This window comes from Bradyrhizobium sp. JYMT SZCCT0180 (assembly GCF_018130165.1).
Classification (GTDB): domain Bacteria; phylum Pseudomonadota; class Alphaproteobacteria; order Rhizobiales; family Xanthobacteraceae; genus Bradyrhizobium.
The window spans coordinates 436259-463162 of record NZ_JAFCLZ010000002.1 but is presented as its reverse complement, the minus strand read 5'-3'; the positions used below and the strand labels follow the sequence as shown (position 1 = coordinate 463162).

The 26904-nt window shown below is 63.9% G+C and carries 25 protein-coding genes; 16 read left to right on the top strand and 9 right to left on the bottom strand.

The window, feature by feature from the left end; translation table 11 throughout:
• Positions 1-522 precede the first annotated feature (522 nt).
• A complete protein-coding gene (locus tag JQ641_RS38825) occupies positions 523-1563 on the top strand; it encodes a hypothetical protein (RefSeq protein ID WP_502754928.1) in 1041 nt (346 codons plus the stop codon).
• Between the two features lie 2 nt (positions 1564-1565).
• On the opposite strand, the gene eno is transcribed toward JQ641_RS38825, so the two are convergent.
• Entirely contained in the window at positions 1566-2849 is a 1284-nt protein-coding gene (gene eno, locus JQ641_RS04800; RefSeq protein WP_211994665.1) for a phosphopyruvate hydratase, read from the bottom strand.
• Between the two features lie 178 nt (positions 2850-3027).
• Between eno and JQ641_RS04795 the strand changes: the two genes are divergently transcribed.
• The 5 genes from JQ641_RS04795 to JQ641_RS04775 all read left to right on the top strand — a co-directional run bounded on the left by JQ641_RS04795 (position 3028) and on the right by JQ641_RS04775 (position 7086).
• A complete protein-coding gene (locus JQ641_RS04795; RefSeq protein WP_211994664.1) occupies positions 3028-4020 on the top strand; it encodes a Vgb family protein in 993 nt (330 codons plus the stop codon).
• Positions 4017-4391 (top strand): c-type cytochrome, encoded by a 375-nt coding sequence (locus JQ641_RS04790; RefSeq protein WP_211994663.1) that lies wholly within the window; start codon positions 4017-4019, stop codon positions 4389-4391. The genes JQ641_RS04795 and JQ641_RS04790 overlap by 4 nt, the downstream gene beginning before the upstream one ends.
• Before the next feature lie 56 nt (positions 4392-4447).
• Positions 4448-4900, top strand: coding sequence for a preQ(1) synthase (queF, locus tag JQ641_RS04785; RefSeq protein ID WP_211994662.1), 453 nt, complete (start codon positions 4448-4450; stop codon positions 4898-4900).
• 31 nt (positions 4901-4931) lie between these two features.
• Positions 4932-5900: a hypothetical protein gene (locus tag JQ641_RS04780; RefSeq protein ID WP_211994661.1), complete on the top strand. Its 969-nt coding sequence runs from the start codon at positions 4932-4934 to the stop codon at positions 5898-5900.
• Between the two features lie 217 nt (positions 5901-6117).
• Positions 6118-7086 carry a tripartite tricarboxylate transporter substrate binding protein gene (locus tag JQ641_RS04775; RefSeq protein WP_211994660.1) on the top strand — a complete coding sequence of 323 codons (969 nt, stop codon included), beginning with the start codon at positions 6118-6120 and terminating at the stop codon, positions 7084-7086.
• Positions 7087-7104: 18 nt separating this feature from the next.
• Here JQ641_RS04775 and JQ641_RS04770 read toward each other — a convergent pair whose 3' ends face one another.
• From JQ641_RS04770 to secG, 5 genes are all read right to left on the bottom strand, one after another.
• Positions 7105-8298 carry an MFS transporter gene (locus JQ641_RS04770; RefSeq protein ID WP_211994659.1) on the bottom strand — a complete coding sequence of 398 codons (1194 nt, stop codon included), beginning with the start codon at positions 8296-8298 and terminating at the stop codon, positions 7105-7107.
• A gap of 16 nt (positions 8299-8314) precedes the next feature.
• A complete protein-coding gene (gene kdsA, locus JQ641_RS04765) occupies positions 8315-9181 on the bottom strand; it encodes a 3-deoxy-8-phosphooctulonate synthase (RefSeq protein ID WP_211994658.1) in 867 nt (288 codons plus the stop codon).
• 93 nt (positions 9182-9274) lie between these two features.
• Entirely contained in the window at positions 9275-9601 is a 327-nt protein-coding gene (locus tag JQ641_RS04760; protein WP_192739554.1) for an NIPSNAP family protein, read from the bottom strand.
• Positions 9602-9688: 87 nt separating this feature from the next.
• Entirely contained in the window at positions 9689-11320 is a 1632-nt protein-coding gene (gene pyrG / locus JQ641_RS04755) for a CTP synthase (protein ID WP_211994657.1), read from the bottom strand.
• A 166-nt stretch (positions 11321-11486) separates the two neighbouring features.
• Positions 11487-11870: a preprotein translocase subunit SecG gene (secG, locus tag JQ641_RS04750; RefSeq protein ID WP_211994656.1), complete on the bottom strand. Its 384-nt coding sequence runs from the start codon at positions 11868-11870 to the stop codon at positions 11487-11489.
• 225 nt (positions 11871-12095) lie between these two features.
• On the opposite strand from secG, the gene JQ641_RS04745 reads away from it, so the two are divergent.
• Genes JQ641_RS04745 through JQ641_RS04735 form a run of 3 tightly spaced genes read left to right on the top strand, consistent with a single transcriptional unit; the run spans position 12096 to position 13557 of the window.
• The gene (locus JQ641_RS04745) at positions 12096-12662 is read left to right on the top strand and encodes a helix-turn-helix domain-containing protein (RefSeq protein ID WP_211994655.1); all 567 of its coding nucleotides are present in this window, start codon (positions 12096-12098) and stop codon (positions 12660-12662) included.
• Positions 12663-12667: 5 nt separating this feature from the next.
• On the top strand, positions 12668-13012 hold the full coding sequence (locus JQ641_RS04740; RefSeq protein ID WP_249150187.1) for a hypothetical protein: 345 nt from the start codon (positions 12668-12670) through the stop codon (positions 13010-13012).
• A gap of 5 nt (positions 13013-13017) precedes the next feature.
• Positions 13018-13557, top strand: coding sequence for a GNAT family N-acetyltransferase (locus tag JQ641_RS04735; RefSeq protein ID WP_211994654.1), 540 nt, complete (start codon positions 13018-13020; stop codon positions 13555-13557).
• Here JQ641_RS04735 and tpiA read toward each other — a convergent pair.
• Complete coding sequence (gene tpiA, locus JQ641_RS04730) at positions 13554-14306, bottom strand: triose-phosphate isomerase (protein ID WP_211994653.1); 753 nt, start codon at positions 14304-14306, stop codon at positions 13554-13556. The genes JQ641_RS04735 and tpiA overlap by 4 nt on opposite strands.
• Before the next feature lie 246 nt (positions 14307-14552).
• On the opposite strand from tpiA, the gene JQ641_RS04725 reads away from it, so the two are divergent.
• The 4 genes from JQ641_RS04725 to moaC all read left to right on the top strand — a co-directional run bounded on the left by JQ641_RS04725 (position 14553) and on the right by moaC (position 18913).
• Positions 14553-16451: a peptidylprolyl isomerase gene (locus JQ641_RS04725; protein WP_211994652.1), complete on the top strand. Its 1899-nt coding sequence runs from the start codon at positions 14553-14555 to the stop codon at positions 16449-16451.
• 105 nt (positions 16452-16556) lie between these two features.
• A complete protein-coding gene (trpD, locus tag JQ641_RS04720) occupies positions 16557-17570 on the top strand; it encodes an anthranilate phosphoribosyltransferase (RefSeq protein ID WP_211994651.1) in 1014 nt (337 codons plus the stop codon).
• A gap of 17 nt (positions 17571-17587) precedes the next feature.
• Positions 17588-18409: an indole-3-glycerol phosphate synthase TrpC gene (gene trpC / locus JQ641_RS04715; protein WP_211994650.1), complete on the top strand. Its 822-nt coding sequence runs from the start codon at positions 17588-17590 to the stop codon at positions 18407-18409.
• Between the two features lie 3 nt (positions 18410-18412).
• Positions 18413-18913: a cyclic pyranopterin monophosphate synthase MoaC gene (gene moaC, locus JQ641_RS04710; protein WP_211994649.1), complete on the top strand. Its 501-nt coding sequence runs from the start codon at positions 18413-18415 to the stop codon at positions 18911-18913.
• A 58-nt stretch (positions 18914-18971) separates the two neighbouring features.
• Here moaC and JQ641_RS04705 read toward each other — a convergent pair whose 3' ends face one another.
• Entirely contained in the window at positions 18972-19562 is a 591-nt protein-coding gene (locus tag JQ641_RS04705; protein WP_211994648.1) for a CGNR zinc finger domain-containing protein, read from the bottom strand.
• Positions 19563-19673: 111 nt separating this feature from the next.
• Here JQ641_RS04705 and JQ641_RS04700 point away from each other — a divergent pair, with 111 nt between their 5' ends.
• From JQ641_RS04700 to JQ641_RS04690, 3 genes are all read left to right on the top strand, one after another.
• Positions 19674-21095: an amidase gene (locus JQ641_RS04700; RefSeq protein WP_211994647.1), complete on the top strand. Its 1422-nt coding sequence runs from the start codon at positions 19674-19676 to the stop codon at positions 21093-21095.
• A complete protein-coding gene (locus JQ641_RS04695) occupies positions 21092-22333 on the top strand; it encodes an MFS transporter (protein ID WP_211994646.1) in 1242 nt (413 codons plus the stop codon). Before JQ641_RS04700 ends, JQ641_RS04695 begins: the two co-directional genes overlap by 4 nt.
• 158 nt (positions 22334-22491) lie before the next feature.
• Positions 22492-25215 (top strand): bifunctional diguanylate cyclase/phosphodiesterase, encoded by a 2724-nt coding sequence (locus tag JQ641_RS04690; protein ID WP_211994645.1) that lies wholly within the window; start codon positions 22492-22494, stop codon positions 25213-25215.
• Positions 25216-25239: 24 nt separating this feature from the next.
• Here the strand turns inward: JQ641_RS04690 and JQ641_RS04685 are convergent, their stop codons facing one another.
• Positions 25240-26583: a S41 family peptidase gene (locus tag JQ641_RS04685; protein WP_211994644.1), complete on the bottom strand. Its 1344-nt coding sequence runs from the start codon at positions 26581-26583 to the stop codon at positions 25240-25242.
• Between the last annotated feature and the right edge of the window lie 321 nt (positions 26584-26904).

Here is a 26904-nt window from a genome sequence, read left to right as displayed (position 1 = left end):
GGTGCGTTGCACGCCGGCAACGGTTCCCAAATTGTTCAAAAATCTGTAATATCCGCCCTTGCGCGTCCACATTTGGCGGCGAAACATCTACGGCGTCGGATACTTGGCTGTGCAACCTGGCTCGATTTGGGGCCTTCGGAGGCAGGGATCTTGAACCCGCGGCGATCAGCAGCGCTGGCGATTGCGTTTTATCCAGCCACCATCATCGCGGGCTGGGCTTTCGTCAGCCTGACCTGCACGGCCTCGCCTCGCCTTGAGAACTCCGCTGTCGCGCACGCCGTGGACCGCCTTGCGCCGTCGCTGACCGCCAGCATTGACGCAACTGTCGCGCCGCAAACCCATGCGCCGCAAGCAATCCATGCGCCGCAAGCAACCAACACGCCGCAAGCAACCAACACGCCGCAAGCCATTGCAACGAGCCAGGCCATTGCACTGAACTATGTCGCGCCCGATACGCCCGAAGTGGCAGCCGCGGCCGACCTCGTGGCGAATTTCGTAACCGATGTGAAGCCCGCCGCCGATATGGAGCCGGCCGCCGAGACGAAGCCCGTCGCCGAAGCAACCGCGGCTGCGCCGGAACCAAAAAAATTCGTCGTCGCATCGCTCGGTGATCCCGCGCACATCCTGCCAGCGGAAACGCCGTCCGTGCAGACGGCAACGGCAGGCCCTACCGATCCGTTGCCTCAAGCCGCGCTGCCGCAAGACACCCTGCCTCAAGACGCTCTGCCTCAAGACATTCGGCCTCAGGAAACCCGGGCTGCTCCAAGCCGCCTCGATATCGTCGGCGAGTGCCTGGTGGCAGAGCGCTGCATCGATCAATATCTGTTCGCGCTTTATGAGCGGACGCCCAAGGAAGACACCATCAAGGAGACCGAGAAGCGGAAGGTGGAGATCAAGCGGAAAGGCAAAATGGTGACGGTCACCAGAAGCTTTACCAAGCTGGTCGAAAACGATTTCACCTGGAAGGATCCGAACGCGGCGGAACGCGTGGGCATGTCGATGAGCGACTACGTGATCGGCGGCATGGACAAGAGCTTCAAACTCAAACTGTTTTATATGCTGCAGGCGGCGGAGAACGCAGGGCTGCAGCCGGGCATCACCAGCGCCTTCCGCGACGACTACCGCCAATCAATCGCAAGCGGCCTGAAGGCGGCGGCCAACCGGTCGTTTCACGGCGGCAGTCTGCGCGGCGGCTATGGCCGCGGGCTTGCCGCCGACATCGTGAGCGTCAACGGCGCCAACCGCGCGCAGCGATGGGCTTCGACCGAAGCGTTCTGGAAATGGGTCGATGCGAACGGAAAGCAGTACGGGATCGGCCGGCCCTATCTCCGCTTCGATCCACCGCATGTCGGCCCGATCGACGGCCCTGAATATGTTTCTCGCCGCGGCGGGACGAGGACGGCCAGTGCCGAGGTGAAAAAGCGGCAGAAACAGGTTGCGCAGGCCAGGCCCAGCGCGGCGAAGCCGCAGGCTGGGGCAAAGCCTCGGGCTGGGGCAAAGCCGCAGCTTGCCGCGAGAAAGCCGGCCAGCAAACGCGCCGGCCGGCTTGCAGCCGCGCGTTAACCTTAAACCAGCGCCTTCAGCGCCGCCCGCCCCGCATACTTCGCCTGCGCGCCGAGCTGCTGCTCGATGCGCAGCAATTGATTGTACTTGGCGGTGCGGTCGGAGCGCGCCAATGATCCGGTTTTGATCTGGCCGCAATTGGTGGCGACCGCGAGGTCGGCGATGGTGGAATCCTCGGTCTCGCCGGAGCGATGCGACATGACCGAGGTGTAGCCGTATTTGTGAGCCAGTTCGACGGCGGACAGCGTTTCGGTCAGCGTGCCGATCTGGTTGACCTTGATCAGGATCGAGTTGGCGCGGCCGTTCTTGATGCCATCGGCGAGCCTTGTGACGTTGGTGACGAACAGATCGTCGCCGACCAGCTGGCACTTCTTGCCGACGAGGTCGGTCAATTCCTTCCAGCCGTCCATGTCGTCTTCCGACATGCCGTCCTCGATCGTGACGATTGGGTAGCGCGCGACGAGATCGGCGAGATATTTCGCCTGTTCGGAGCGCGAACGGGTCTTGTTCTCGCCGCCATAGACGTAATTGCCGTCCTTGAAGAACTCGGTCGCGGCGCAATCGAGGCCAAGCATGACGTCGCTGCCCGCGCTGTAGCCGGCCTTGCCGATCGCGCTGACGACGAATTCGAGCGCGGCATCCGCCGACGGCAGGTTGGGCGCGAAACCGCCCTCGTCGCCGACATTGGTGTTGTGGCCGGCCTTCTTCAGTTCGCCCTTCAGGGTGTGGAAGATTTCAGCGCCACAGCGCAGCGCCTCGGCGAAACTCGCCGCCCCCACCGGCAGGATCATGAATTCCTGGAAGTCGATCGGGTTGTCAGCGTGCGCGCCGCCATTGATGATGTTCATCATCGGCACCGGCAAAGTGCGCGCCGAGGTGCCGCCGACATAGCGATAGAGCGGCATGTCGAAGGATTCCGCGGCCGCCTTGGCGCAGGCCAGGGAAACGCCGAGGATGGCGTTGGCACCTAACCGGCTCTTGTTGGGCGTGCCGTCGAGATCGATCATGATCTGATCGATCTGAACCTGCTCCTCGACCGGACGGTCGGCGAGCGCCTCGAAGATTTCGCCGTTGATGGCCTCGACCGCCTTCAGCACGCCCTTGCCAAGATAACGCTTCTTGTCGCCGTCCCGCAGTTCCACCGCCTCATGGGCGCCAGTGGAGGCGCCAGAGGGCACCGCGGCGCGGCCGATCGAGCCGTCTTCCAGCACCACATCGACTTCAACGGTGGGATTGCCACGGCTGTCGAGGATTTCGCGGCCGATGATGTCGATGATGGCGGTCATGTCTTGCACTTTCCTGGATGGTTCCGGGGCTGGATTTGGGCGCGTCTTACACGGCGCGCAAGCAAATGTGAACGGCTAGTCTGGTGGCTTCGACTGACGGGCCAATGTGGTAAGACTATGCTGATCCAGGGTTGATCTTCGCGTCCAAACCTTCTCGTTCAAGAACCGGGGTAACGCAATGAATCGCCGCCAGTTTCTCAAAACTTCCGCTGCCGGAATTTTAGCCACGCCTGCGCTTGCGCGCTTTGCGGATGCCCAGGAGAGCCCGTTCCGGGTCAAATATTATCCGGTCGCCGCAGGCATGGGCTCGCGCGACGTCACGCCGGCGCCCGATGGCACGATGTGGTTCTGCGGCCAGCGCAACGGCACGCTGGGGCGGCTCGATCCGCGCGACGGCTCGTACAAGCTGATCGACCTCGGCAAGGGCGCCGCTCCCCATGGCGTCATCATCGGCCCCGATGGCGCGCCCTGGGTCACCGAAGGCGGGCAGAATGCGATCGCCCGCGTCGACCCCAGCGATCACAAGGTGACGCTGTTTCGCCTGCCCGAGAACGAGGCCTATGCCAACCTCAACACCGCCGTGTTCGACAAGAACGGCATCTACTGGTTCACCGGCCAGTCCGGCATCTATGGCCGGCTCGACCCGAAATCGGGCGACATGACGGTCTTCAAGTCGCCGCGCGGCCGCGGCACCTATGGCATGACCATCACACCGAAGGGTGACATCTGGTACGCCTCGCTCGCCGGCAACCACATCGCGAAAATCGATCCCGCAACCGGCAATGCCACCGTGGTGGACCCGCCGACGCCCAACCAGGGCGCGCGCCGGGTGTGGTCGGATTCGAAGGGCCGGATCTGGGTCAGCGAATGGAACAGCGGCAACGTGTCGATGCACGATCCTTCTGATGGCTCCTGGAAGGCCTGGAAGCTGCCCGGCGACAACCCGCGCACTTACGCGGTCTATGTCGACGACAAGGACAAGGTCTGGGTCACCGATTTCGGCGCCAACGCGATCGTGCGCTTCGATCCCGTGACCGAGAAATTCAACGCGTTCCCGAGCGATAAGGCCGGCGCGAATGTGCGGCAGCTCGACGGCAAGTCCGGCGAGACCTGGGGCGGCGAGTCCGGCACCAACCGCCTAGTCGTGATCCAGACGGTCGCGCCTGCGTGAAATGGTTCGCGTTCCTGTCGCTGCTGCCGATGCTGGCTGCTGCTTCCGCCTCGGCGGACGAAAACGGCGCGCGGCTGTTCGCGCCTTGCCGGGCCTGCCACAGCCTTGATCCCACCGAGCGCGACCTGCCCGGCCCCAATCTTGCCGGCGTGGCCGGACGTGTCGTCGCCGGCGATCCGGCGTTCGACTATTCGCCGGTGCTGCGCAAGGCGCGCGATGATGGTTTGCGCTGGGATACGCCGCGCCTGGAAAGTTTCCTGGCCGATCCAGCCGAGATGTTTCCGGGGCTGTGGATGTCGATGCGCGGCATCGAGGATGCCGCCGAGCGCAAGGCGCTGGCGCGCTTTCTCTCGGATCCCGCCTCGCGCTGACGGTTGACGGCTACGCCTGATGCGTCCATGTCAGCGGTCGCAACAGGACGATCATCATGGCGAAAAAATCATTGCAGCTCGGCCGCGCCGTGGAATGGCCCGACAGCCCAGAAAAAGCAACGCTGGACCGGGTGCCCAATCCGCAAAAGGACACCAATTATCTGGTGCGGTTCACGGCGCCCGAATTCACTTCGCTCTGCCCGATCACCGGACAGCCGGATTTCGCCCATCTGATGATCGATTACGTGCCGGGCCAATGGCTGTTGGAATCCAAATCGCTGAAACTCTATGTCGCGAGTTTTCGCAATCATGGCGCGTTCCATGAGGATTGCACGGTTTCCATCGGCAAGCGGATCGCGGCCGAGATCAAGCCCAAATGGTTGCGCATCGGCGGCTACTGGTATCCGCGCGGCGGCATCCCGATCGACGTGTTCTGGCAGACCGGCAAACTGCCCAAGGGGGTATGGGTCCCCGACCAGGGGGTCGCGCCCTATCGCGGCCGGGGTTGAACCTTACGGCCGGTGATCCCGACAACCGCCCATGCAAAAGCCCTTCGCCGCCATCATCCGACTTGCCGCCGCTTCATGCGTCCTCGGGACCATTGCAAGCGCCAACGCCGCGCCTGCCTCACCGGAGGATCGCTACATCGCGGCCCGCGACGCCGCGATCGCGAAAATCACGAAAATGTACGCGGACAAGAAGGACGACGAGGCCTTCAAGCTGACGGAATCGCTGCGCGCTGATCTCTTGGCGAAGCTCGCGCCGATCGTCGCCGAATCCGCTCGCAAGGGATTTGGAGCGGCCAAGCTCAACCTCGATGCCTTGTCCAAGGGCGACATGGGCTTTGGCCTGCTCGACGGCGTGCGCTTCGACTCCGAGTTGGGCGACAACGGCGAGAAGGCCGGCCAGAATGGCCGCGACGGACATTATGTCGAGCCGAAGTCTCATATCATCGTGACGACGCAGCCGCTGTTCGAGCGCTGGCTGCGCGCACACAAGGACTGGTGGGGCAAGAAACTCAAGAACGTGCCGCAACAGATCGGCGCCGCCCTCAAGGACGAAAGCTTCTACACCCAGGCGATCTCGACGGATGCGGCGGTCGTGAACTTCAACGAATTGCCGATCGTCAAACCCGGCTCCACCACCTTTGCCTTTGCGATGCTGGCCGGGCGCACCCAGGACGCCGTGCCTGAGGCGGCGGACGAAGTGTTCGTTTCAGCGCGGGCCAACGGCAAGGTCTATGTCGCCTATGGATCGATCAGGCCCAAGGTGGAGGTCCCGGCCTGCGTTGCGATCAAGGCGGAGTACGACAAGAAGGCCGACAAGGCTGCTGACGATCTGCAGTCCAAGCGGATCGACAGCAAGGCCTACGACAAGCTCGGCGATCTCAGGCAAAAGGGCGAAGACGCCTACAAGAAATGCTTTACCGAGCGCGCGCCGCAGCAGCCGTCATTTGCCGAAGCGACCAGGCAGGCGCAGGCCTTGCTGGCGCAGGCGATGGGAAATTAGCGCGAGGCGACGCTGCCAGGGCGCGAACCAATTGCTTCTGAGCCGTCGCACGTGCACTCCAGCATGCATTGCGCACGCAAGTCAGCCAGCGAGCCATGCACCCTGTGCAACAAGAGACGTTGCCTCGACACCTATCTCACTCACATCCAGATGATGTAGCCTGCCTGCAGGAAGCGCCGCGCATTTCAGACGCTGGCCCTGTTGAGGAAGCGACATCATGAAATATCTATTCCGCGCTCTTGCAGCGTTCGCGCTTCTGCTGAACTGCGCAGGCAGCGCTGGGGCCCAAGGCTGGCCTAACCGGTCGATCCGCATGGTCGTCCCCTACACGCCGGGCGGCTACACCGATTTGATGGCCCGCCTCGTCGGGCAAAAAATCTCCGATGCGCTCGGCCAGCCCATCGTCTTCGAGAACAAGCCCGGCGCCAACGCCATCATCGGCACCGACGTCGTCGCCAAGGCCGCACCCGACGGCTACACCTTCGGCACCGTGATCGCGGCGCATGCGGCCAACGCCACGCTCAATCCAAAGCTGCCCTACGACACGCTGAAGGACTTCAGCTACGTCTCGCTGATGAGCGTCGCACCGCTGATCATGATCGCGCACCCTTCCGTGCCGGCGAACAATTTGAAAGAGCTGATCGCGCTCGCGAAGGCCAAGCCGGGCGAGCTCAATTTTGCGTCGAGCGGCATCGGCGCTGCGGCACATCTCACCATGGAGATGTTCATGAGCCGCACCGGCATCAAAATGCAGCACATTCCCTACAAGGGCACGGCCGGCGCGCTGCAGGACACCGTCGGCGGGCAGATCAACGTGATGTTCGACATCGTTGGTCCGCTGATGCCGCAGGTGCGCTCCGGGAACGCCAAGGCGATCGTCGTCACCGCGAAAGAGCGCATTCCGGCGGCGCCCGACGTGCCGACGATGGCGGAACAGGGCGTACCGGATTTCGTGTCCGGCACCTGGGCCGGAATCATCGCACCGGCCGGCACGCCAAAGGAGATCGTCGACCGCGTCTCCGCCGAGGCCAGGAAGGCGCTGGCCGACCCCGCATTGCAGGCAAAACTGGTCGAACAGGGCATCGTGCCGATGGGCACCAGCCCTGAGGAATTCCGTGGCTTCGTCACTGAAGAGATCGCGCGCTGGCGCAAGGTGATCACCGACGCGGGAATCAAGATGGAATAGCGAGGGCTCGATCCGAAGCTAGCCCGGCCGCGCGTCCGCCGGCCGGGTCTGCTTCAACAGCCGCGCGCAGGCAATTCCGAGCGCGACCATGATGGCCGCGGCGGTGAGCAAGGTCGGCACCTTGCCGGCATGCTGGATGCCGAAGCCGTAGGCGATGGGGCCGAGCGTCTGGCCCATGAAAAAGAAGAACGAGTGCAGCGACAGCGCCGTCGCGCGCGCTTCGACCGACAGCTCGCTGGCAAACACCTGCAGGCAGCCGTGGATCATGTAGAAGCCCCAACCCATGAACAGCAGGCTCAAGGCCTGGGCCGTTGCGCCCGGACCGAACGCCGCGACGGTGAGTTGTGACGCCACCAACGTCGCGCCCGCGATCATCATGCCGTTGACCCCAAGCCGCGGCAGGAATCGCGAAATCGTCATCGTGTAGATCAGCCCGCCGACCGCGAAGCCCGCGATCACGATGCCGGCGACCGACAGGCGGGTTTCCCCCAAATCAAACAGAAACGATGCAATGAAGGGGAACAGTCCCAGCACGCAGCAGCCTTCGATAAACACCGCCGCATAACAGAACGCGTTGGGATTGGAAAAGATGGTGCGGTAACCGTGCCTGAGTGCCGACAGGTTCGTTTTGGGGGGGCGCGTCAGCGCAGCGCCGCGAAACCCGGCAGCCACCGCAACCGAAGCCACAATGACCAGAATGCCGAGCACGGCAAGCACGCCGCGCCAGCCCAGGAAATCACCGATCAGGCCTGAAACGGATGCGCCCAAGAGGTTGCCGGTCATGGAGCCCATCAGCGTGCGGCCGATCGCAAGCTGCCTTTTCTCGGGGCCGACCAGATCGCTGGTCAGACTGAGCGCCACCGGAAACACGCCGCCGGAGCCGATACCGGCGAGGATTCGCGAGGCGAACAGCAGCCAGAACGACGTCGCCAACGCGCCGAGGATGTTCGCAATGCCAAGCAGTACCAGGCAGACGACCATCAAACGCGCCTTGCCGAACATGTCGGCTGCCGCGCCGAGGACCGGCTGGATGACTGCAAATGTGAAGGCGAACACGGCGGCAAAACCGGCGGCGGTAGCGATGCTGACGCCAAAATCTTCGGCAACATGCGGCAGGACGGGATCGAGCGCGCGCGCCGACAGGCTGGCCGCAAAGGTCGCAAGCGTGATGATGTTGAGGGCTGGCGGCAGGCGGTTGGTTGCTGCGGTCACTGCATGGCCCGCGCCATCAGCGCGCCGTGCTGTTGGCAGTTAGGCTTTTGGCGAGCGCATCGAACCCCATCAGGGTCTTCACCAGGGCTTCGAACTCGCGCAGCGGCACCATGTTGGGTCCGTCGCACGGTGCATTATCAGGATCGGGGTGGGTTTCGATGAACACGCCGGCCACCCCGGCCGCGACCGCCGCGCGGGCCAGCACCGGCACGAATTCGCGCTCGCCGCCCGACGAGGCGCCCTGCCCGCCCGGCTGCTGCACCGAATGGGTAGCGTCGAAAATCACGGGCGCGCCGGTGGTGCGCGCCATGATCGGCAGCGCGCGCATATCCGAGACCAGCGTATTGTAACCAAAGGAAGCGCCGCGCTCGGTGACCAGCACGTTCGGATTGCCGCCGGCAGTGATCTTGCTGACGACGTTCGCCATGTCCCCCGGCGCCAGGAATTGCCCCTTCTTGACGTTGACAACCTTGCCGGTCGCGGCCGCCGCCAGCAGCAGATCAGTCTGCCGGCACAGGTAAGCTGGGATCTGCAGCACGTCCACCGCCTGCGCCACCTCCGCGCATTGCGCGGACTCGTGCACGTCGGTGAGCACGGGCAGTCCGATCGAAGCGCGTATCTCGGCGAAGATCGGCAAAGCTTGCGCAAGGCCAATGCCTCTCGCAGCGGAGACGCTGGTGCGGTTGGCCTTGTCGAACGACGTCTTGTAGACGAGCCCGATTCCGAGGCGCCCTGCGATCTCTTTCAGCGCGCTCGCCACTTCAAGGGCATGGCTGCGGCTTTCGAGCTGGCATGGCCCGGCGATGATCGAAATCGGCAAAGCATTGCCGAATTTGACCGGGCCTACCGTCACAATGTGCGCAGCAGAAATGTTCGCGTTCAAGGGCATTTCCTTCTTGCCTGACGCGGACCATGCCGGTCCGCGCCATCAGGATCAACCCTGTTTAACCCCGGAATATCAGGGTTGCACGCAAGGTTACTTCACCGACGAGAACGCCGTCGGCACCAGCAACTGGCTGACGATGTTGTCGATGATCTGGCCGTCCTCTTCGCTCTTGGCGCGGCCGGCGATCCAATCGGGATCGGACTGAAATGCCGTCCATTTCTTTTCACGGTCGGCGAGCGAGTCCCAGGCGACGAAATAGGTCAGTTCCTGGTTGGAGGTGCCGATCAGCGTGGTGTAGAAACCGGCCTGCTTGATCCCGTGCTTGTCCCACAATTTCAGCGTCAGCGTATCGAAGCGCTTCATCAGCGCCGGCAGACGGCCCGGCAAACAGCGATAGACACGCATTTCCATAATCATCGGCTTCACTCCCCTGATTGTTGTTCTTGCAGGTAACGGAAGCGGTTTGTCGCAACAATTGGCGCGTTCGTCAAAGGCTGGCGGCCACTACACCAGCCGCGACTGCACCACCGCGGCCTGAATGAACGACGCGAACAAGGGATGCGGCTCGAACGGGCGCGATTTCAGCTCGGGGTGGAATTGCACGCCGATGAACCAGGGATGGTCCTCATATTCGACGATCTCCGGCAGGACGCCGTCGGGCGACAGGCCGGAGAAGCGGAGGCCGTGCTGTTCGAGGCGGTCCTTGTAGGCGGTGTTGACCTCGTAGCGGTGACGGTGGCGCTCCGAAATCTCGGTGGCCCCGCCATAGACTTCGGATACCCGGCTGCCGCGGGTAAGCGCAGCGGGATAGGCGCCGAGCCGCATGGTGCCGCCGAGATCGCCCGCCTTCGACCGCTTCTCAAGCTCGTTGCCGCGCAGCCATTCCGTCATCAGGCCGACCAGCGGCTCCCTGGTCGGACCGAATTCGGTGGAATTGGCGTCCTCGATGCCGACGAGATTACGCGCGGCTTCGATCACGGCCATCTGCATGCCGAAGCAGATGCCGAAATACGGGACGTCGCGGACGCGGGCGAACTGCGCCGCGCGGATCTTTCCTTCCGCGCCGCGCTGGCCGAAGCCGCCGGGCACCAGGATGCCGTTGACGTGTTCGAGGAACGGCGCCGGATCCTCGTGCTCGAACACTTCGCTCTCGATCCAGTCGAGATTGACCTTCACCTTGTTGGCGATGCCGCCATGCGACAGCGCCTCGATCAGCGATTTATACGCATCCTTCATGCCGGTGTATTTGCCGACGATCGCGATGGTGACCGCGCCTTCGGGGTTGCGCACCCGCTCGTTGATGTCGTTCCAGCTTTGCATCGCGGGCGGAATCTTCGGCGTGATGCCGAACGCAGCCAGCACTTCGTCGTCGAGGCCGGCCTCGTGGTAGGCTTGCGGCACCGCGTAGATATTGTCGACGTCCCTCGCCTCGATCACGGCGCTTTCGCGCACGTTGCAGAACAGGCCGAGCTTGCGCCGCTCTTCCTTCGGAATCTCGCGGTCGGTGCGGCACAGCAGGATGTCCGGCTGGATGCCGATCGAACGCAGTTCCTTGACCGAATGCTGGGTCGGTTTTGTCTTTAGCTCGCCGGCACTGGGAATAAACGGCAGCAGCGTCAGATGAATGTAGACCGCGTGCTCGCGCGGCAATTCGTTCTTGAGCTGACGGATGGCTTCAAAGAACGGCAGGCCCTCGATGTCGCCGACGGTGCCGCCGATCTCCACCAGCACGAAATCATATTCGTCGTTGCCGGAGAGGACGAACTCCTTGATCGCGTTGGTGACGTGCGGCACCACCTGGATGGTCGCACCGAGATAATCGCCTCGGCGTTCCTTGGTGATGATGTCCTGATAGATGCGCCCAGTGGTGATGTTGTCGGCCTTGGTGGCCGGACGCCCCGTAAAGCGCTCGTAATGGCCGAGATCGAGATCGGTCTCGGCGCCGTCGTCGGTCACGAACACTTCGCCGTGCTGATACGGCGACATCGTTCCGGGATCGAGGTTGAGATAGGGGTCGAGTTTGCGGAGACGGACCTTGTACCCGCGGGCCTGCAACAGCGCGCCGAGTGCCGCCGAAGCCAGACCTTTGCCGAGCGAAGAAACCACGCCGCCGGTGATGAATATGTACCGCGCCATGGGACTCAACCTTTAAGGCCACTGCTCCGATTCGCCAAAACGAATCGCTCGCCAGAGCGAACATTTTGCCGAGCTGTGGGTGACGTGAAAATTAAAGCGATTTCAGAGCATTGATGGGAAGTTCTGATGCAGGACGGTAGTCGCCGTCCTGCATAGCCACCCTGCTTTATTGCGAACGCGGTGCTTGCGGGCCCGACGGCGCCGGCGGGCTCTGCTGTTCGTCGACCTTCTTCAGCGTATCGAGAACGCCGCCGCTGGTCGGCGGCGCGATCGGGGTCCCTCCGGGCTGGGACGGCGTCGCCGGGCCCGTGAGAATCGAGGCGGGCTTGCGATCGAGGCCTGCGGACCAGGCCAAATACAGGCTGGTGACAAAGAAGCCTGCCGCCAAAATCGCGGTCATCCGCGTCAACAGATTGGAGGTTCCACGGCTCGACATGAAGCCGGCGCCGCCGCCCATGCCAAGGCCGCCGCCTTCGGATTTCTGCAGCAATACCGCGCCGATCAGCACGGCGACGATCATGAGGTGAACGACAATAACGACGGCCTGCATTTCTAACCTTCCGTCACAAGCGATGAGCGCCGGGCTTCGGCTGCACTATTGAGCTTGCGGGTTTTCCTGAAGTTGCGCGGTGTTACACGATCGGACGGGGCATTGTCACCCCCAACCGCTGCCCCGGAGATAATTGCCGCAGGCTTTCCAACAAGCTGCGAAGCAACACGAAGTTGCGACATTTCCAGCTTGCGAACGGCGGCCCGCTTCCCTTATAGTAGACGTATGGATACTATTATGGACGATTTGAGCAGGCGGCTGGCGCAGCGCCTGCGTCTCGAGCGCGACAGCCGCGGCTGGTCGCTGGCCGATCTCGCCGAACGATCGGGGGTCTCAAAGGCCACTATCAGCAAGATCGAGCGTGCCGAAGTCAGCCCAACCGCGGTGGTGCTGGTCCGCCTCGCAAGCGCCTTTGACCTCACGCTTGCCGGCCTGATGTTGCGCGCCGAGGGCCAGGGCGAGCGCCTTTCGCGTGCCAGCGAACAGCCGGTCTGGCGCGATCCCGAGACCGGCTACCTGCGCACGCAGGTATTCAATCGCCCCGATCATCCGCTCGAAGTCATCAGGGTCGAATTGCCGGCACGACAGCGCGTGACGCTGCCGGCTTCGTCTTATGCCCATATCCGTCAGGTGGTTTGGGTACAGGCCGGCGCACTCGTCATCATCGAGGCCGGCGAACGGTATCTCCTCGGCACCGGCGATTGCCTCGGATTCGGTCCCCCCGCGGAGACGACCTTCGCCAACGAGAGCGCCGCACCCTGCACCTATGTCGTGGCGCTGGCCCGGAGCTAGCAACGATGTCGGAGGTCACCCTCAAAAGCACCGCGATCGAACAGGCGCTCCCCGACAGCGAAATCGCGGCCGGCCACAATGGCGGCCCACCCCTCGACGAAGCGCACCGGCCGGAATGGGGTGATGGAGGAATCGGAAATTATTTCTACTGGAAGGCTGCGCACCGCAGGGCGTGGCACAATCCCTCACCCGGCATCGTCGCCTTTCGCATTCAAAAGGCCGAACGGCTCGGGCTCACTTATGAAGAGTACACGTTGGAAATTCTCGAACGCGGCCGACATCTCCAGATCGAGGATGTCGAGCGGATTGCAGAAATCAAGCAGGCCCGTGCGGCCAGGAAACGAGGCTGAACGAGATGCCTGATATCGAAATCAAACCCTTGAGCCCTTCGCCCGATATCCGCGCGAGCCTCAGCGAGATACTGATCGAGGCGGTGGCCCATGGCGGTTCGGTCAGCTTCATGCATCCGCTGCATCAGGAAGTCGCAAATGCCTTCTGGGAGAAGTCGCTGGCTGCGGCGGCGCGCGGAGAACGGATCATTCTGGGCGCCTTTGACGGCGACCAACTGGTCGGAACGGTAACGCTGGTGCTGGACCTTGCGCTCAACCAGCCGCACCGGGCGGAAATCGTCAAGATGATCACGCGGGTCAGCCACCGCGGCCGCGGCGTCGCGAAGGCGCTGCTGTACGCTGCCGAACGCGTGGCGATCGATCACGGACGCTGGCTGCTGGTGCTCGACACCGCCGACGACGAAGGCGCGTCCGGATTATACGAGCGCGTCGGCTTCAAGTTGGCCGGGATCATTCCGGACTACGCCTACAAACCCCTCGGCGGCATGACCGGCACGATGTTCTACTGGAAGCGCCTGCAGAACAACGCCCCCACGCCAGCCTAGCATCCCGCTGCGATCGCCAAAAAGTCCACCGCCTTCAGGCTGGCGCCGCCGACCAGCGCGCCGTTGACGTTGGCGACCGCCATCAGCTCGGCCGCATTGGATGGCTTGACCGAACCGCCATAGAGAATCCGGACCTTGCCGCCCTCGGCCTTAAATCGGTCGGTGAGAACACCCCGGATAAACGCATGAACTTGCTCGACATCTCTTGCCGTCGGGGTCACCCCGGTGCCGATCGCCCAGACCGGCTCATAGGCCACTACCAGGTTGGCTGACGTCGATCCGTCCGGCAGCGAGCCTTTGAGCTGGCCACCGCAGACCTCCAGCGTCTGCCCGGCGTCGCGCTGGCCCTGGGTTTCGCCGATGCAGACGATGGCCGTCAGTCCGGCCCGCCAAGCGGCTTCAGCCTTCTGCCGGACCAGGGCGTCGGTTTCGCCATGGTCGGCGCGGCGCTCGGAATGACCGACAATGATGGCGCTGGCGCCGGCATCGGCCAGCATTTCAGCCGAAAGGTCGCCGGTATGGGCACCCGAGGCCTTCGGGTGGCAATCCTGGGCACCGACGGCGAGCTTTGAGCCCTTCGCCTTGTCCGCCAGGGTGGCGATCAAGGAGGCCGGCGGGCAGACCAGCAGGTCAGCCTTGGCGGCCACGGCTGCGGCACCTTCGCGCATCGCTTCAAATTCGGCCAGGGAGGACTTGAGGCCGTTCATTTTCCAGTTGCCGGCGATCAGGGGCCGAATGGCGTCGGGCATGTCGATTTTCTCTCGTATATGGGGTCCTCATCCGCTAGCAGAGGCGCGCGACCAGTTCCAGATGCCGCTTCAAAGTGGCCTCTGAGCCGTTAACCGCTTCAATTGGCCCGCGCTGGCGGAGTTGCGACGGGGCGACTGCCACTTTATGATGCGATATCAACTCGGGTAGACGCCCTGTTGCGGTATTCCAATCGGAAACCGCCTTGGGTATCACCCGGTTCCCCTCCTACAAAACAAGTTGGACCCATGCTTCGAGGAATACGCAAAGCCTCATCAAACTGGCTCGGCAAGGCCGTCATGAGCGTCGTGATGGGCGTGCTGATTCTCAGCTTTGCTGTCTGGGGTATCGCCGACATCTTCAAGGGCTTTGGGCAGTCGACGCTGGCCAAGATCGGCAAGACCGAAATCTCGACCGAGCAATTCCGCCAGATCTACACTGACAAGCTCCAGGCATTCGGTCGTCAGTTCGGCCGTCCGCTGACCCAGGAGCAGGCCCGTTTATTTGGGCTTGATCGTCAGGTGCTGCAGCAGACCATCGCGGAAGCCGCCCTCGACGAGGAGGCGCGGCGCATGGGCCTTGCACAGTCGGATGCCGAGGCCATGCGGATCATCTACAACGATCCCGCGTTCAAGGGAATCGGCGGCAATTTCGATCCGGCGCGCTTCCAGGCCACGATCCGCCAGTACGGGTACACCGAGCAGCGCTACCTCGCCGAGCGGCGACGCCTGGGCTTGCGGCGCCAGATCGCGGACACCGTCACCGCCGGGCTCGAGCCGCCGAAGCTCATGATCGATGCCTTGACCCGGTACCAGAACGAGCAGCGCTCGGTCGACTACATCAAACTCGACGCCGCGCAGGCGGGCACCATCGACACGCCCTCGCCCGAGACGCTCGCCGCCTATTTCGAAGACCACAAGACCCAGTTCCGCGCACCCGAATTTCGCAAACTGTCGTTCATCGTGGTCAGCCCCGAGGAACTCGGCAAATGGTCCGAAGTCTCCGACGAGGATGCGAAGAAAGTATTCGAGCAGAGCCGTAACCGGATCGGTACGCCCGAGAAGCGCGAAGTGCAGCAGATGGTGTTTCAAAACGCCGAGGAAGCCCTCACCGCGCGCAGCCGCATCACATCCGGAATGTCATTCGACGACGTCGCCAAGGAACACAACGCCAATCTCGTTGACCTCGGCATGACGGCAAAATCCGCCATCATCGATCCGGCCATCGCCGACGCGGCGTTCGCGCTGCCCTCCGGCGAGGTGAGCCAGCCGATAAAAGGCCAGTTCGTCGTGGCGCTGGTCAAGGTCGGCAAGATCGAACCGGCTACGACGCCTTCCTATGAAAGCGTCGCGGCGCAGATAAAAAAGGAAATTGCGACCGAGCGGGCGCGCAGCAAGGTCGCCGAACTCCACAACAAGATGGAAGACGAGCGTGGCGGCGGCGCCAGCGTGGTCGAAGCCGCCCAGAAGCTCGGACTGACGGCAGTCACCATCGAGGCCGTCGACCGCTCCGGCCGCGGCCCTGACGGCCGGCCGGTCGGCAATATTCCGCGCGGTCTCGAAGTGGTCTCGCAAGCCTTCGCAAGCAATGTCGGCGTCGACAACGATCCGATCCAGTTTGCCGGCGGTTATGTCTGGTACGACGTTCTCGGCATTACGCCGTCGCGTGAACGCACTCTCGACGAGGTCCGCGCCCAGGTCGAAGCCAAATGGCGCGAAGACCAGATCTCGAGCAAGCTGCGGGCGAAGGCGACCGAGATGGTCGGCAAGCTCGAGCGTGGCGCCACCTTGGCCGAAGAAGCCGCGTCGATCGGCTCGAAGGTCGAAACCGCAACCGGCTTCCGGCGCGACGCCGCTCCATCCGGCGTGCCCTCGAGCCTCATCACCGCGGCGTTTCGCACCGCCAAGGATGGCGTCGGACAAACCGCCGGCGCGGGTGGCAGCGAGTGGATCGTGTACCGCGTCACCGATGTCAGCATGCCCTCGGTCAACGTCGCTGCCGACGAGATCAAGAAAATGAAGGAGACGCTGCTGCGGGGCCTCACCGACGAACAGGTCGCGCAGTACGTCACGAAGATCGAGTCAGAGATCGGCACGACAATCAATCAGGCGGCCTTCGCACAGGTGACGGGCGCGAACAGCAACTGAGCATGATCCGGGACGTGGGCACCGGTTTTCCCTCGACAAACGCGTAGCGTTTGCTCGAAGGTCATGTTCAAGGGATAAAGACGTCCCAATCCTGAAAGCAACGCGATGGACGACCTCAAATCTATCATCGGAAAAGTCGCCACCGGTGCGACGCTGTCGCGTGAGGAGGCCGCCTCCGCCTTCGACAGCATGATGTCCGGCGAGGCCACGCCCTCGCAGATGGGCGGACTATTGATGGCGCTGCGGGTACGCGGCGAGACGGTCGACGAGATCACCGGCGCGGTGTCGGCGATGCGCGGCAAGATGCTGCGGGTCAAGGCGCCGGCGGAGGCCGTCGACGTGGTCGGCACCGGCGGCGACGGTTCCGGGTCGGTGAACGTGTCGACCTGCGCCTCCTTCATCGTCGCGGGCGCCGGCGTGCCTGTCGCCAAGCACGGCAACCGCGCGCTGTCTTCGCGCTCGGGGGCGGCCGACGTATTGGCCTCGCTCGGGGTCAGGATCGATCTTTCGCCCGACCAGGTCGGCCGTTGCGTGCGCGAAGCCGGCATCGGATTCATGTTCGCGCCCGCGCACCATCCGGCCATGAAGAACGTCGGCCCGACCCGGGTCGAACTCGCCACACGCACGATCTTCAACCTGCTCGGACCGCTGTCCAACCCGGCCGGCGTCAAGCGGCAAATGGTCGGCGTATTCTCGAGGCACTGGGTGCTGCCGCTGGCGCAGGTGCTGAAGAACCTCGGCTCCGAGTCGGTCTGGGTGGTGCACGGCTCCGACGGTCTCGACGAAATCACCCTCACCGGCCCGAGTTTTGTTGCAAGCCTCGAGAACGGCAATGTCCGCACCTTCGAGGTGACGCCGGAAGAGGCCGGCCTCGCCCGCGTCGGTGGCGAAGCGTTGAAGGGCGGCGATGCCGACGCCAACGCGGTGGCGCTGCAAGGCGTGCTGAGCGGCAAGCCGAGCGCGTATCGCGACGTCGCTCTCCTGAACGCCGCGGCGGCGCTGATCGTCGCCGGCCGCGCCAGGGATCTGAAGGAAGGCGTCGCGCTGGGCACCAAGTCGCTCGACGGCGGTGCCGCCGCTGCAAAACTCAAGCATTTGATCGCGGTGTCCAACGGCTGACCGCGGGAGCGCCTGACATGTCCGACATCCTGAGCAAGATCGAGACTTACAAGCGCGAGGAGATCGCCGCCGCCAAGCGGACGCATCCGCTGGCAAACCTTGAAGCACTGGCCAAAACCGCGCCGCCGCCGCGCGGCTTTTTGCGCGCGATCCGTGAAAAGCTCGGTCGCGGTAACTATGCGCTGATCGCGGAGGTGAAAAAGGCGTCGCCCTCCAAGGGGCTGATCCGCGCCGATTTCGATCCGCCGGCATTGGCAAAAGCCTATGAAGCCGGCGGTGCGGCGTGCCTGTCGATCCTGACCGATACGCCGTCGTTCCAGGGCCACCTCGATTTCATGGTCGCGGCACGCGCAGCGACCAATCTGCCGGTGCTGCGCAAGGATTTCCTGTTCGACACCTATCAGGTGGTCGAGGCCCGCGCCCATGGCGCCGATTGCATCCTGATCATCATGGCCGCACTCGATGACGGCACGGCCAGAGATCTGGAAGATGCCGCCATCGCCCACGGCATGGACGTGCTGATCGAGATCCATGACCGCGCCGAGCTCGATCGCGCGCTAAAGCTTCGCTCGCCGATGATCGGCGTCAATAACCGCAATTTGCGCACCTTCGAGACCACGCTGGTGACCAGCGAGGCGCTCGCGCCGCTGATCCCCGGGGATCGCCTGATGGTCGGTGAAAGCGGCATCTTTACGCCGGCAGATCTTGCGCGCCTCGCGCGCGTCGGCATGGCGACCTTCCTGGTCGGCGAAAGCCTGATGCGCCAGGCCGACGTCACTGCGGCCACGCGGACGTTGCTGGCCCGTACCGACGTGCCGCGCGCCACGGGGACGCGCTAGGCGATGGCGCGGAAGGCTTCCAAAGACGGCGCCCTCACCCACATCGATGCATCGGGCGAAGCGCGGATGGTCGACGTGTCGGCCAAACCCGCCACCGAACGGGTAGCCGTGGCCGAAGGCCGCGTGATCATGAGCAAGGCGACGCTCGAACTGATCGTCTCCGGTAACGCCAAAAAGGGCGACGTGCTGGGCACCGCCCGCATTGCCGGCATCATGGCCGCCAAGCGCACGTCGGATTTGATCCCGCTCTGCCATCCGCTGGCGCTGTCGAAGGTCACGCTCGACATCACGCCCGACAAGAAATTGCCCGGCTGCGTCGTCCGCGCCACCGTGAAGGTCACCGGGCCGACCGGCGTCGAAATGGAAGCGCTGACGGCGGTGTCGGTCGCGTGCCTGACGATCTACGACATGATCAAGGCCGTCGAGCGCGGTGTGCGGATCGAAGGCATTCACCTGGCCGAGAAAAAGGGCGGCAAGTCCGGACATTACCGCGCCGGGGACTGATCGGCGAGAAGACACCGTTCAGTCCGCCGGTCGTGACCTAATCACGGGTCACAATGATTTATCCGGCGTTGCGTTGCCGCTCGCGATAGCTGCGTGTCTTCATCCGGTTCCCGCACAGCGATGACATGCACCAGCGCCGCGTCGATGGTTTCGAGCGGTCGAAGAACACCCGGCGGCATTCGTCAGACGCGCACATTTTAAGCCGATCCAGCGTTCCATTTCTGGAGCCGTCATAGAGTTCTGCGACAATCGGCGACAGTCCTGCGAGCGCATCTTCACGCGCCGCCCGCAGCACCATGCCGTCATCCCCTGCGGCCACGACCAACGGAAAATACCTCAGCGTTTTGCCCAGCGCACGAGCTGCATCCTTGTTTGCGTGCCGCTCGAGCGGATCGCACTGCAGATAGTCGCGCACCAACGTCCGCAGTTCGATCACGGTTGCAAACATCGCCGGCGTGAGCTTCGCACTGGTGGGCGCCAGCCCGCGCTGCGACATCCAGCTCGCGAGCTCCCGCGCGCTGGTCAGTTCATCGCCTTGCGGATGCGGCACGCCGTGATGCGTGAAGTGCCTGACGTCGAGCGTATTGGCGAAATCATAGAGATTGGCCAGATCGTCCGGAACGCCGAACTTTTTTGATTCCCGCGACATAAACACCAGTAAAGCAGATTTACCGGTTGACAGCAATAGACACCAGTATAACTAATATACGAGTGTCGGACGCTGATCCGATTCCGACCGTGTCGATGACGGAGGCAGAGAATGGATACCACCGCGGATTTGCATTACCTCGAGCTCACGCAGATTGCGGCGCGCATCAGGACGCGCCGGATTTCGTCGGTGGAAGTCACGCGCGCGCACCTCGACCGCATCGCCGCCTTGGATGGCGAACTCGCCAGCTACGTCCAGGTGATGGCCGATGCCGCGATGGCCCAGGCCGAAACGGCGCACGCCGAGATTGCTGCAGGACGCTATCGTGGGCCGCTGCATGGCGTCCCGATTGCGCTCAAGGACCTGTTCTGGACCAAGGGTGTTCCGACGGCCGCGGGTACCGCCGTCCATCGCGATTTCCGTCCCGATCAGGACGCGAGCGTGGTGCGCCGCCTGAAGGAAGCCGGCGCGGTGGTGCTGGGCAAGCTGCAACTTACCGAAGGCGCCTATTCCGACCACCACCCGTCAGTGACACCGCCAAAAAATCCCTGGAGTGCTGATTATTGGCCGGGCATTTCGTCGAGCGGCTCGGCGGTCGCAACGGCGGCAGGGCTTTGTTACGGCTCGCTCGCCTCCGATACCGGTGGCTCGATCCGATGGCCGTGCGCCGCCAATGGCCTGACCGGGTTGAAGCCAACCTGGGGACGCGTCAGCCGCCACGGCGTGTTCGAACTCGCAGCGACCCTGGACCATATCGGGACCATCACCCGGAGCGCAGCGGATGCCGGCGCGATGCTCGGCGTCATCGCCGGACCCGACCGCGCCGATCCAACGGCCGTCCCCGATCCCGTGCCCGACTATCTCGCCGCGGCCGAGCAGGATGTGCGCGGCCTGCGGATTGGGTTCGACGCGAGATGGAGCATCGACGGCGTGGACCATGCAACCCAGCGGGTGCTCGGGGAAGCGATGGAGGTCATGCGTGTGCAGGGTGCTGATATCGTCGACCTGCAGTTTCCCGACGTGAAGCAAGCCGTCGCCGATTGGGTTCCGAACTGCGCGGTGGAAGCCGCGGTCGCGCACGAAGCAACCTATCCGGCGCGCAAGCACGAATACGGTCCCGTTCTCGCCTCCGTCGTCGAGACAGGTCGCGCGCTATCTGGGCTGGACTACCAGAAAATACTGCTGCGGCGACTGGAATTGCGCGGCCGGGTCACATCGCTGTTCGAGACCGTCGATGTGCTGCTAATTCCGGTACACCCATTTCCGCCCCTGACCCTCGCCATGATCAAGACGCTCGGCGAGCAGCCTGACCTGATTGCCAGGCTGCAGGAATACACCTGCCCCTTCAACATGACCGGCCATCCCACTATCACGTTGCCCGGCGGCTTCTCGGCAAACGGATTGCCGATCGCATTTCAGCTTGTGGCGGCGCATCTGGACGAAGCCACGCTGATACGCGCCGGCGCAGCCTTCCAGAGGATCACATCCTGGCACCGTCGCCATCCCGCTCCGAGCCCGTGGAGGCAATCGTGAGTATCCAATCCGCGCTGCCCAACTCCCGCATCTTCTACGGCTGGTTCGTCGTGGCCGCCGCATTCGCCGTAACCTTTGTCGGTTTCGGCTGCGCCTATACGTTCAGCGCGTTCCTGGAGCCGCTGCAGCGCGATTTCGGCGCCTCGCGCGGCTCGGTCTCGCTGGTGTTTTCGCTCGCGGGCTTTCTCTATTTTGCCCTCGGCATCGTCAGCGGCCCCCTCGCCGACTGCTACGGCTCCCGCCGCCTCGCGCTGGCAGGCATGCTGCTGATCGGCCTCGGGCTCGCCGCGGCGGCTGCCGCACGCAATTTGCTCGAGGTCTATGCCGCTTACGGGCTCGGTGTCGGACTTGGCATCGGCTGCGCCTATGTGCCCGCGGTCGGCGCGGTGCAGCGGTGGTTCGTGCGGCGGCGCGGCTTTGCCTCCGGTCTTGCCGTGAGCGGCATCGGCGTTGGCACACTGGTGATGCCGCCGCTGGCGACGCTCCTGATCGAGACGCTGGGATGGCGCGGCGCTTACCTGGCGCTCGGCGCCATCGCCGCTGTCGTTGGCGGCGGGATGGCGCTGCTGCTGGAGAACGATCCTCGCGCGCGCGGTCTCAACCCCGACGGCGATCCGGTCCTGCCGGGTGCGATCCCGGCGCAGGCGCAGGGCGCCACGGTCAGCGAGGCGATCCGCTCACCGCACTTCGTTGCGCTTTATGCCGCCTGCCTGATCTGCTCGTTCGGCCTGTTCGTGCCGTTCGTGCACCTCGTTCCCTATGCCGGGGATCACGGCGTTGCGGCCTCCTCCGCGGTGCTGCTGCTCGGTGTCATCGGCATCGGTTCTACCGCCGGCCGCTTCTTCCTCGGCGGGCTCGCCGACCGGATCGGCCGCCCGACCGCTCTGCTGCTGCTCTTCATCGGCATGGCAGGCGCGCTGGCGATCTGGCTGGTCTCGACGAATTTCTGGCAGCTCGCCGGCTTCGCCTTCGTCTACGGCATGATCTACGGCGCCTGGGTCGCCGTGCTTCCGGCCGTGGTGATGGATTATTTCGGCGGACGCAACGTCAGCGGCATTATCGGCATCCTCTACACCAGCGTCGCGTTCGGCACCCTGATTGGTCCCAGCACCGCCGGCTACGCATTCGATCTCACGGGTGATTATACGCTGCCGATCCTGGCCGGCGTCGCCGCCAACATCATCGCCGCCGCGATCATTGCAATCATGTTCCGCCCAGTCCACGCACCCCGGAACTAGGCCCTGCCGAGGTTGTCACCGGCAGCCCTCACTACCCGGCTAACGTTTCGTTAACCAGACTTGCTAACGTCAATTCCATCTCGGCGCGGTAGCACAGTGCCGGGCCGGAAGTACGCAACACTGCTTCCGGGATTAATTCCTGGCAGCGATCTCGTTCAATGGGTTCAGTCAACACCGCCTCATTCACGATCAAGCCGATCTTTCGCGGCGGTCCGATCCGATGGCTGATCCTGGGCGGCGTGCTGCTGATCGCCGCGATCGCGATCGGCGCGACCATCATGGCCGGCAATTTCCGCGAACGCGCGCTGCGCAACAGCGAGCGCGAGCTGGAAAACACCGTGCTGCTGCTGGCCCGCCATTTCGACCAGCAACTCGAGGATTTGGAGGTGGTCCAGAAGGACCTGATCAGCTTCATCCGATCCAGCTTGATCACGACGACGGAACATTTCCGGCGCCGGATGTCGAGCGAGGAAATCCATCTGATGCTGAAGTCCAAGATCGAGGCGGTGTCCTATGTCGGCGGCGTCAACGTCTTCGACGTCGAGGGCAGACTGATCAATTCGTCGGCGGCCTGGCCCGCCCCGCCCGTCAACGTCGCGGACCGGGCCTATTTCAAGACCTTCAAGTCCGGGCCGGAATCGCCGACCGTGGTGATCGAGCCGGTCTACAGCCGTGTCACCGGCGTCTGGACCACAGTGATCGCGCGCAAGGTCACGGGGCCGAACGGCGAATTCCTCGGCGCCATCGGCCGCGGCATCGAACCCGCCAATTTCGAGAAATTCTTCGCTTCGGTGGCGCTCGGATCGGATGCCGCGATCGCCATGCACCACCGCGACGGCACGCTGCTCGCCCGTTATCCGCATGTCGCCGAGATGATCGGCAAGAACTTCAAGTCCGGCCCGGCCAGCCAGCGGCTTGTGTTCGAGCGCGCCAATACCACCTCCCGTCTGACCAGCCCGCTCGACGGCGAGCACCGGGTGATCTCCTCGCGCGCGCTGAGCAAATTTCCGATCGTGATCGTCGCAGCGACGACCACCGCGGCGGCGCTGGCCGACTGGCGCGCGCAAATCTCCATCCTGATCGCGGTGGCCGGATTGTCCGTGGCGGCGATCGCCATCCTGCTGTTCCTGGTGGTGCGCAAGCTCTTGCAGCAGCATCGCGCGTCGCAGCAGCGGCTGACGCTGGAAAAACTGCGGCTCGACACCGCCGTCAACAACATGACGCAAGGCCTGCTGCTGTTCGATTCTTCGCAGCGCCTCGTCATTTGCAACCAGCGCTACCTCGACATGTACGGCCTGTCGGCCGAGATCGTGAAGCCGGGCTGCAGTTTCCGCGACGTGATCGCGCATCGAAAACAGACCGGATCGTTTACCGGCGACGTCGACCGCTATGTCGTGCGGGTGCTGCGCGACGTCGGGCAGCGCAACGCGATGATCATCACGACGCCCGACGGACGTTCGGTCCAGGTCGTCAACGAACCGCTGGCGGACGGCGGATGGGTGGCGACCCATGAAGACGTTACCGAACAACGCCAGGCCGAGGAGCGCATCACCCACCTCGCCCATTACGACGCGCTGACCGACCTGCCGAACCGCACGCTGTTCCACGAACAACTCAAGCAGGAATTGCCTCACGTCGCGGCCGACCGGCAGCTTGCCGTGCTCTATATCGACATCGACGAGTTCAAGAGCATCAACGACTCGCTCGGACACATGGTCGGCGACGAGTTGCTCAAGGCCGTCGCGGTCAGCCTCCGTGCTTGCGTGCGCGAGACCGATTTCGTGGCGAGGCTCGGCGGCGACGAATTCGCCATCGTGCAGACCGGGGTGACGGGCGCTAACGAGGTCACCGAACTCGTCCACCGCATCTACGATGCGATCCGCGCTCCCTACGAATGCCTCGGCCATCACGTGACCACCGACGCCTCCATCGGTATCGCGCTGGCGCCGCAGGACGGTTCTGACGTCGACCAGATCCTGAAGAACGCGGATCTGGCGATGTACGCCGCCAAGGCCGCCGGCCGCCGCACCCATCGCTTCTTCCGGCCGGAAATGGACGCCCAGGTGCGCGCCCGCCGCGTGCTGGAAATGGACCTGCGACAGGCCATCGTCGACGGCGGCTTCGAGGTTTATTACCAGCCGTGTCTGGACCTGCGGGACGGCAGGATCACCGGCTGTGAAGCGCTGGTGCGCTGGCGCCATCCGCAGCGCGGCATCATCTCGCCGGCCGACTTCGTGCCGATCGCCGAAGAGACCGGCCTGATCAATCAGCTCGGCGAGTGGGTGCTGACCACGGCGTGCGCCGAGGCCGCGACCTGGCCGGACGATGTCCGTCTTGCGGTCAACGTCTCGCCGGTACAGTTCAAGAGCGGCACGCTGGCGCTGAAGGTGATGGCGGCCCTTGGGGCGTCGGGCCTGGCCGCGGGCCGGCTGGAACTTGAGATCACCGAAGCGGTGCTGATCCGCGACGACGAAGCGGCGCTTGCCATCCTGCACCAGCTTCGCGCCATCGGCGTCAGGATAGCGCTCGACGATTTCGGGACCGGCTATTCCTCGCTGAGCTATCTGAAGCGCTTCCCGTTCGACAAGATCAAGATCGACCGCTGCTTCGTCACCGATATCGCCGAGCCGGAAGGGTCCGCCAGCATCGTCGAGGCTGTCGTGAACATCGCCGCCGCGCGCCACATGACGACGACGGCGGAAGGCGTCGAGACCGAGCAGCAGCGTGAATTGCTGCGCGCGCTCGGCTGTTCGGAGATGCAGGGCTATCTGTTCAGCCCGCCACGACCCGGCGCCGACATCAAGCCCCTGCTGCTCGCGCACCGGCCGATGCCTGCCGCCGCGAGCCCAGTGAGTTCCCGCAGGCGCAAGCCCGCCGCCTAGACGGGTCTTCTCGTTGAGAACGCGCTAGTTCGGCACCGCCCGCTTCGACGACGCGACCGCCGGCGCATTGGCGTTGACGGTGACGCCGCGCAGCAGATTGTAGGCGGCACCGAGCGCCTTGTCGTCCTTTTCTGACGGCGGCACGTAGGATTGCGAACCGGTCTGCTCGGCGCCGTCGCCTGCCAAATGGCCGCGCATCGACGCTTCGCCCTTCAGTTCGGCACGGTTCTTCAATTCGTCCGGCACGTCCTGCAGCACCTCGATGTCAGGCGTGACGCCCTGGGCCTGGATCGATTTTCCGGACGGCGTGAAATAGCGCGCGGTCGTCAATGCCAGCGCGCCGTTGGACTTGCCGAGCGGAATAATCGTCTGCACCGAGCCCTTGCCGAACGAACGCGTGCCGATGATGGTGGCCCGCTTGTGGTCGCGCAAGGCGCCGGCCACGATCTCCGAAGCCGATGCCGATCCGCCGTTGATCAGCACGACGAGCGGCTTGCCTTTGGTCAGATCGCCGCCGCGCGCGACGAAACGCTGGGTTTCCTCCGGCGTGCGGCCACGGGTCGAAACCACCTCGCCCCGCCCCATGAAAGCGCTCGACACCGACACCGCCTGATCGAGCAAGCCACCCGGATTGTTGCGCAGATCGACGACGTAGCCGACGAGCTTGTCGGACGGGATCGACTTTGTAATCTCACCGAGCGCCTTGCGCAGGCCGTCGGTGGTCTGCTCGTTGAAGCTGGTAATCCTGATGTAGCCGATATCGCCGCCTTCGGTGCGGAAGCGCACCGGCCGCACCCGGATGATTTCGCGAACGATCGCGACCTCGACCGGCGTGTCTGCGCCCTTGCGAACGATCTTCAGGCGGATCTTGCTGTTGGCCGGCCCCTTCATCTTGCTGACGGCCTGGTCGAGCGTCATGCCCTGAATGGAATCATCGTCGATCTGCGTGATCAGATCGCCCGACATGATGCCGGCCTTGGCGGCGGGCGTGTCGTCGATCGGCGCCACCACCTTGACGAGGCCGTCATCCATCGTCACCTCGATGCCTAGCCCGCCAAATTCGCCATGCGTGGTCTCCTGCATGTCGCTCCAGCCCTTGGCATTCATGTAGCGCGAATGCGGATCGAGCGAAGAGATCATGCCGTTGATGGCGCCCTCCATCAGCTTGGAATCGTCGGGCTTCTCGACATAGCTGGCGCGAATGCGCTCGAACACGTCACCGAACAGATTGAGCTGCGAATAGGTTCCGTCGGTGCGGGCCGCAGCCTTGGCGGCAGCAACCAGATGCGCCCCCTGCGGTCCGGCGACCAGAAAGGTCAAACAGGCGCCGGTGACCGTGCCGAGGAGAAAGGTGAGATTCCTGCGCATTTGCGATCCTTCTCGCTATCATCAGCCAAATTCAGGTGAATCGGCGTCCCGGGCTCCGGCACGGCCAACCAACAACGGCTTTTTGGTCGGATCAAGGCGGTTTCGGCCCGGGCCATTACGGGTTTGTTAGGTATAAGGTTTTGGCCGAAATCGGCCGGGTTTGTGGGGGCAGTATTGCAGCCTCCTCCAATGTCATCCCCGCGCAGGCGGGGATCCAGTACGCCGCGGCCTATCGGTTCAATCATCGGCGTCTCTGGGATACTGGATCACCCGCCCCCCGTGCGCAATTGCGCACTCGGGCGGGTGACGACAACTGAGTAT

Coding starts and splice junctions, on each gene's coding strand:
- JQ641_RS04740 (WP_249150187.1), top strand. CDS start 12,668: ATGTCGGAGGTCACCCTCAAAAGCACCGCGATCGAACAGGCGCTCCCC.
- JQ641_RS04700 (WP_211994647.1), top strand. CDS start 19,674: ATGGATACCACCGCGGATTTGCATTACCTCGAGCTCACGCAGATTGCG.
- JQ641_RS04685 (WP_211994644.1), bottom strand. CDS start 26,583: ATGCGCAGGAATCTCACCTTTCTCCTCGGCACGGTCACCGGCGCCTGT.
- moaC (WP_211994649.1), top strand. CDS start 18,413: ATGGCGCGGAAGGCTTCCAAAGACGGCGCCCTCACCCACATCGATGCA.
- pyrG (WP_211994657.1), bottom strand. CDS start 11,320: ATGGCGCGGTACATATTCATCACCGGCGGCGTGGTTTCTTCGCTCGGC.
- JQ641_RS04725 (WP_211994652.1), top strand. CDS start 14,553: ATGCTTCGAGGAATACGCAAAGCCTCATCAAACTGGCTCGGCAAGGCC.
- JQ641_RS04690 (WP_211994645.1), top strand. CDS start 22,492: ATGGGTTCAGTCAACACCGCCTCATTCACGATCAAGCCGATCTTTCGC.
- secG (WP_211994656.1), bottom strand. CDS start 11,870: ATGCAGGCCGTCGTTATTGTCGTTCACCTCATGATCGTCGCCGTGCTG.
- JQ641_RS04735 (WP_211994654.1), top strand. CDS start 13,018: ATGCCTGATATCGAAATCAAACCCTTGAGCCCTTCGCCCGATATCCGC.
- eno (WP_211994665.1), bottom strand. CDS start 2,849: ATGACCGCCATCATCGACATCATCGGCCGCGAAATCCTCGACAGCCGT.
- JQ641_RS04705 (WP_211994648.1), bottom strand. CDS start 19,562: ATGTCGCGGGAATCAAAAAAGTTCGGCGTTCCGGACGATCTGGCCAAT.
- queF (WP_211994662.1), top strand. CDS start 4,448: ATGGCGAAAAAATCATTGCAGCTCGGCCGCGCCGTGGAATGGCCCGAC.
- JQ641_RS04760 (WP_192739554.1), bottom strand. CDS start 9,601: ATGATTATGGAAATGCGTGTCTATCGCTGTTTGCCGGGCCGTCTGCCG.
- trpC (WP_211994650.1), top strand. CDS start 17,588: ATGTCCGACATCCTGAGCAAGATCGAGACTTACAAGCGCGAGGAGATC.
- tpiA (WP_211994653.1), bottom strand. CDS start 14,306: ATGCCCGACGCCATTCGGCCCCTGATCGCCGGCAACTGGAAAATGAAC.
- JQ641_RS38825 (WP_502754928.1), top strand. CDS start 523: ATGGAGCCGGCCGCCGAGACGAAGCCCGTCGCCGAAGCAACCGCGGCT.
- trpD (WP_211994651.1), top strand. CDS start 16,557: ATGGACGACCTCAAATCTATCATCGGAAAAGTCGCCACCGGTGCGACG.
- JQ641_RS04795 (WP_211994664.1), top strand. CDS start 3,028: ATGAATCGCCGCCAGTTTCTCAAAACTTCCGCTGCCGGAATTTTAGCC.
- JQ641_RS04775 (WP_211994660.1), top strand. CDS start 6,118: ATGAAATATCTATTCCGCGCTCTTGCAGCGTTCGCGCTTCTGCTGAAC.
- JQ641_RS04780 (WP_211994661.1), top strand. CDS start 4,932: ATGCAAAAGCCCTTCGCCGCCATCATCCGACTTGCCGCCGCTTCATGC.
- JQ641_RS04745 (WP_211994655.1), top strand. CDS start 12,096: ATGGATACTATTATGGACGATTTGAGCAGGCGGCTGGCGCAGCGCCTG.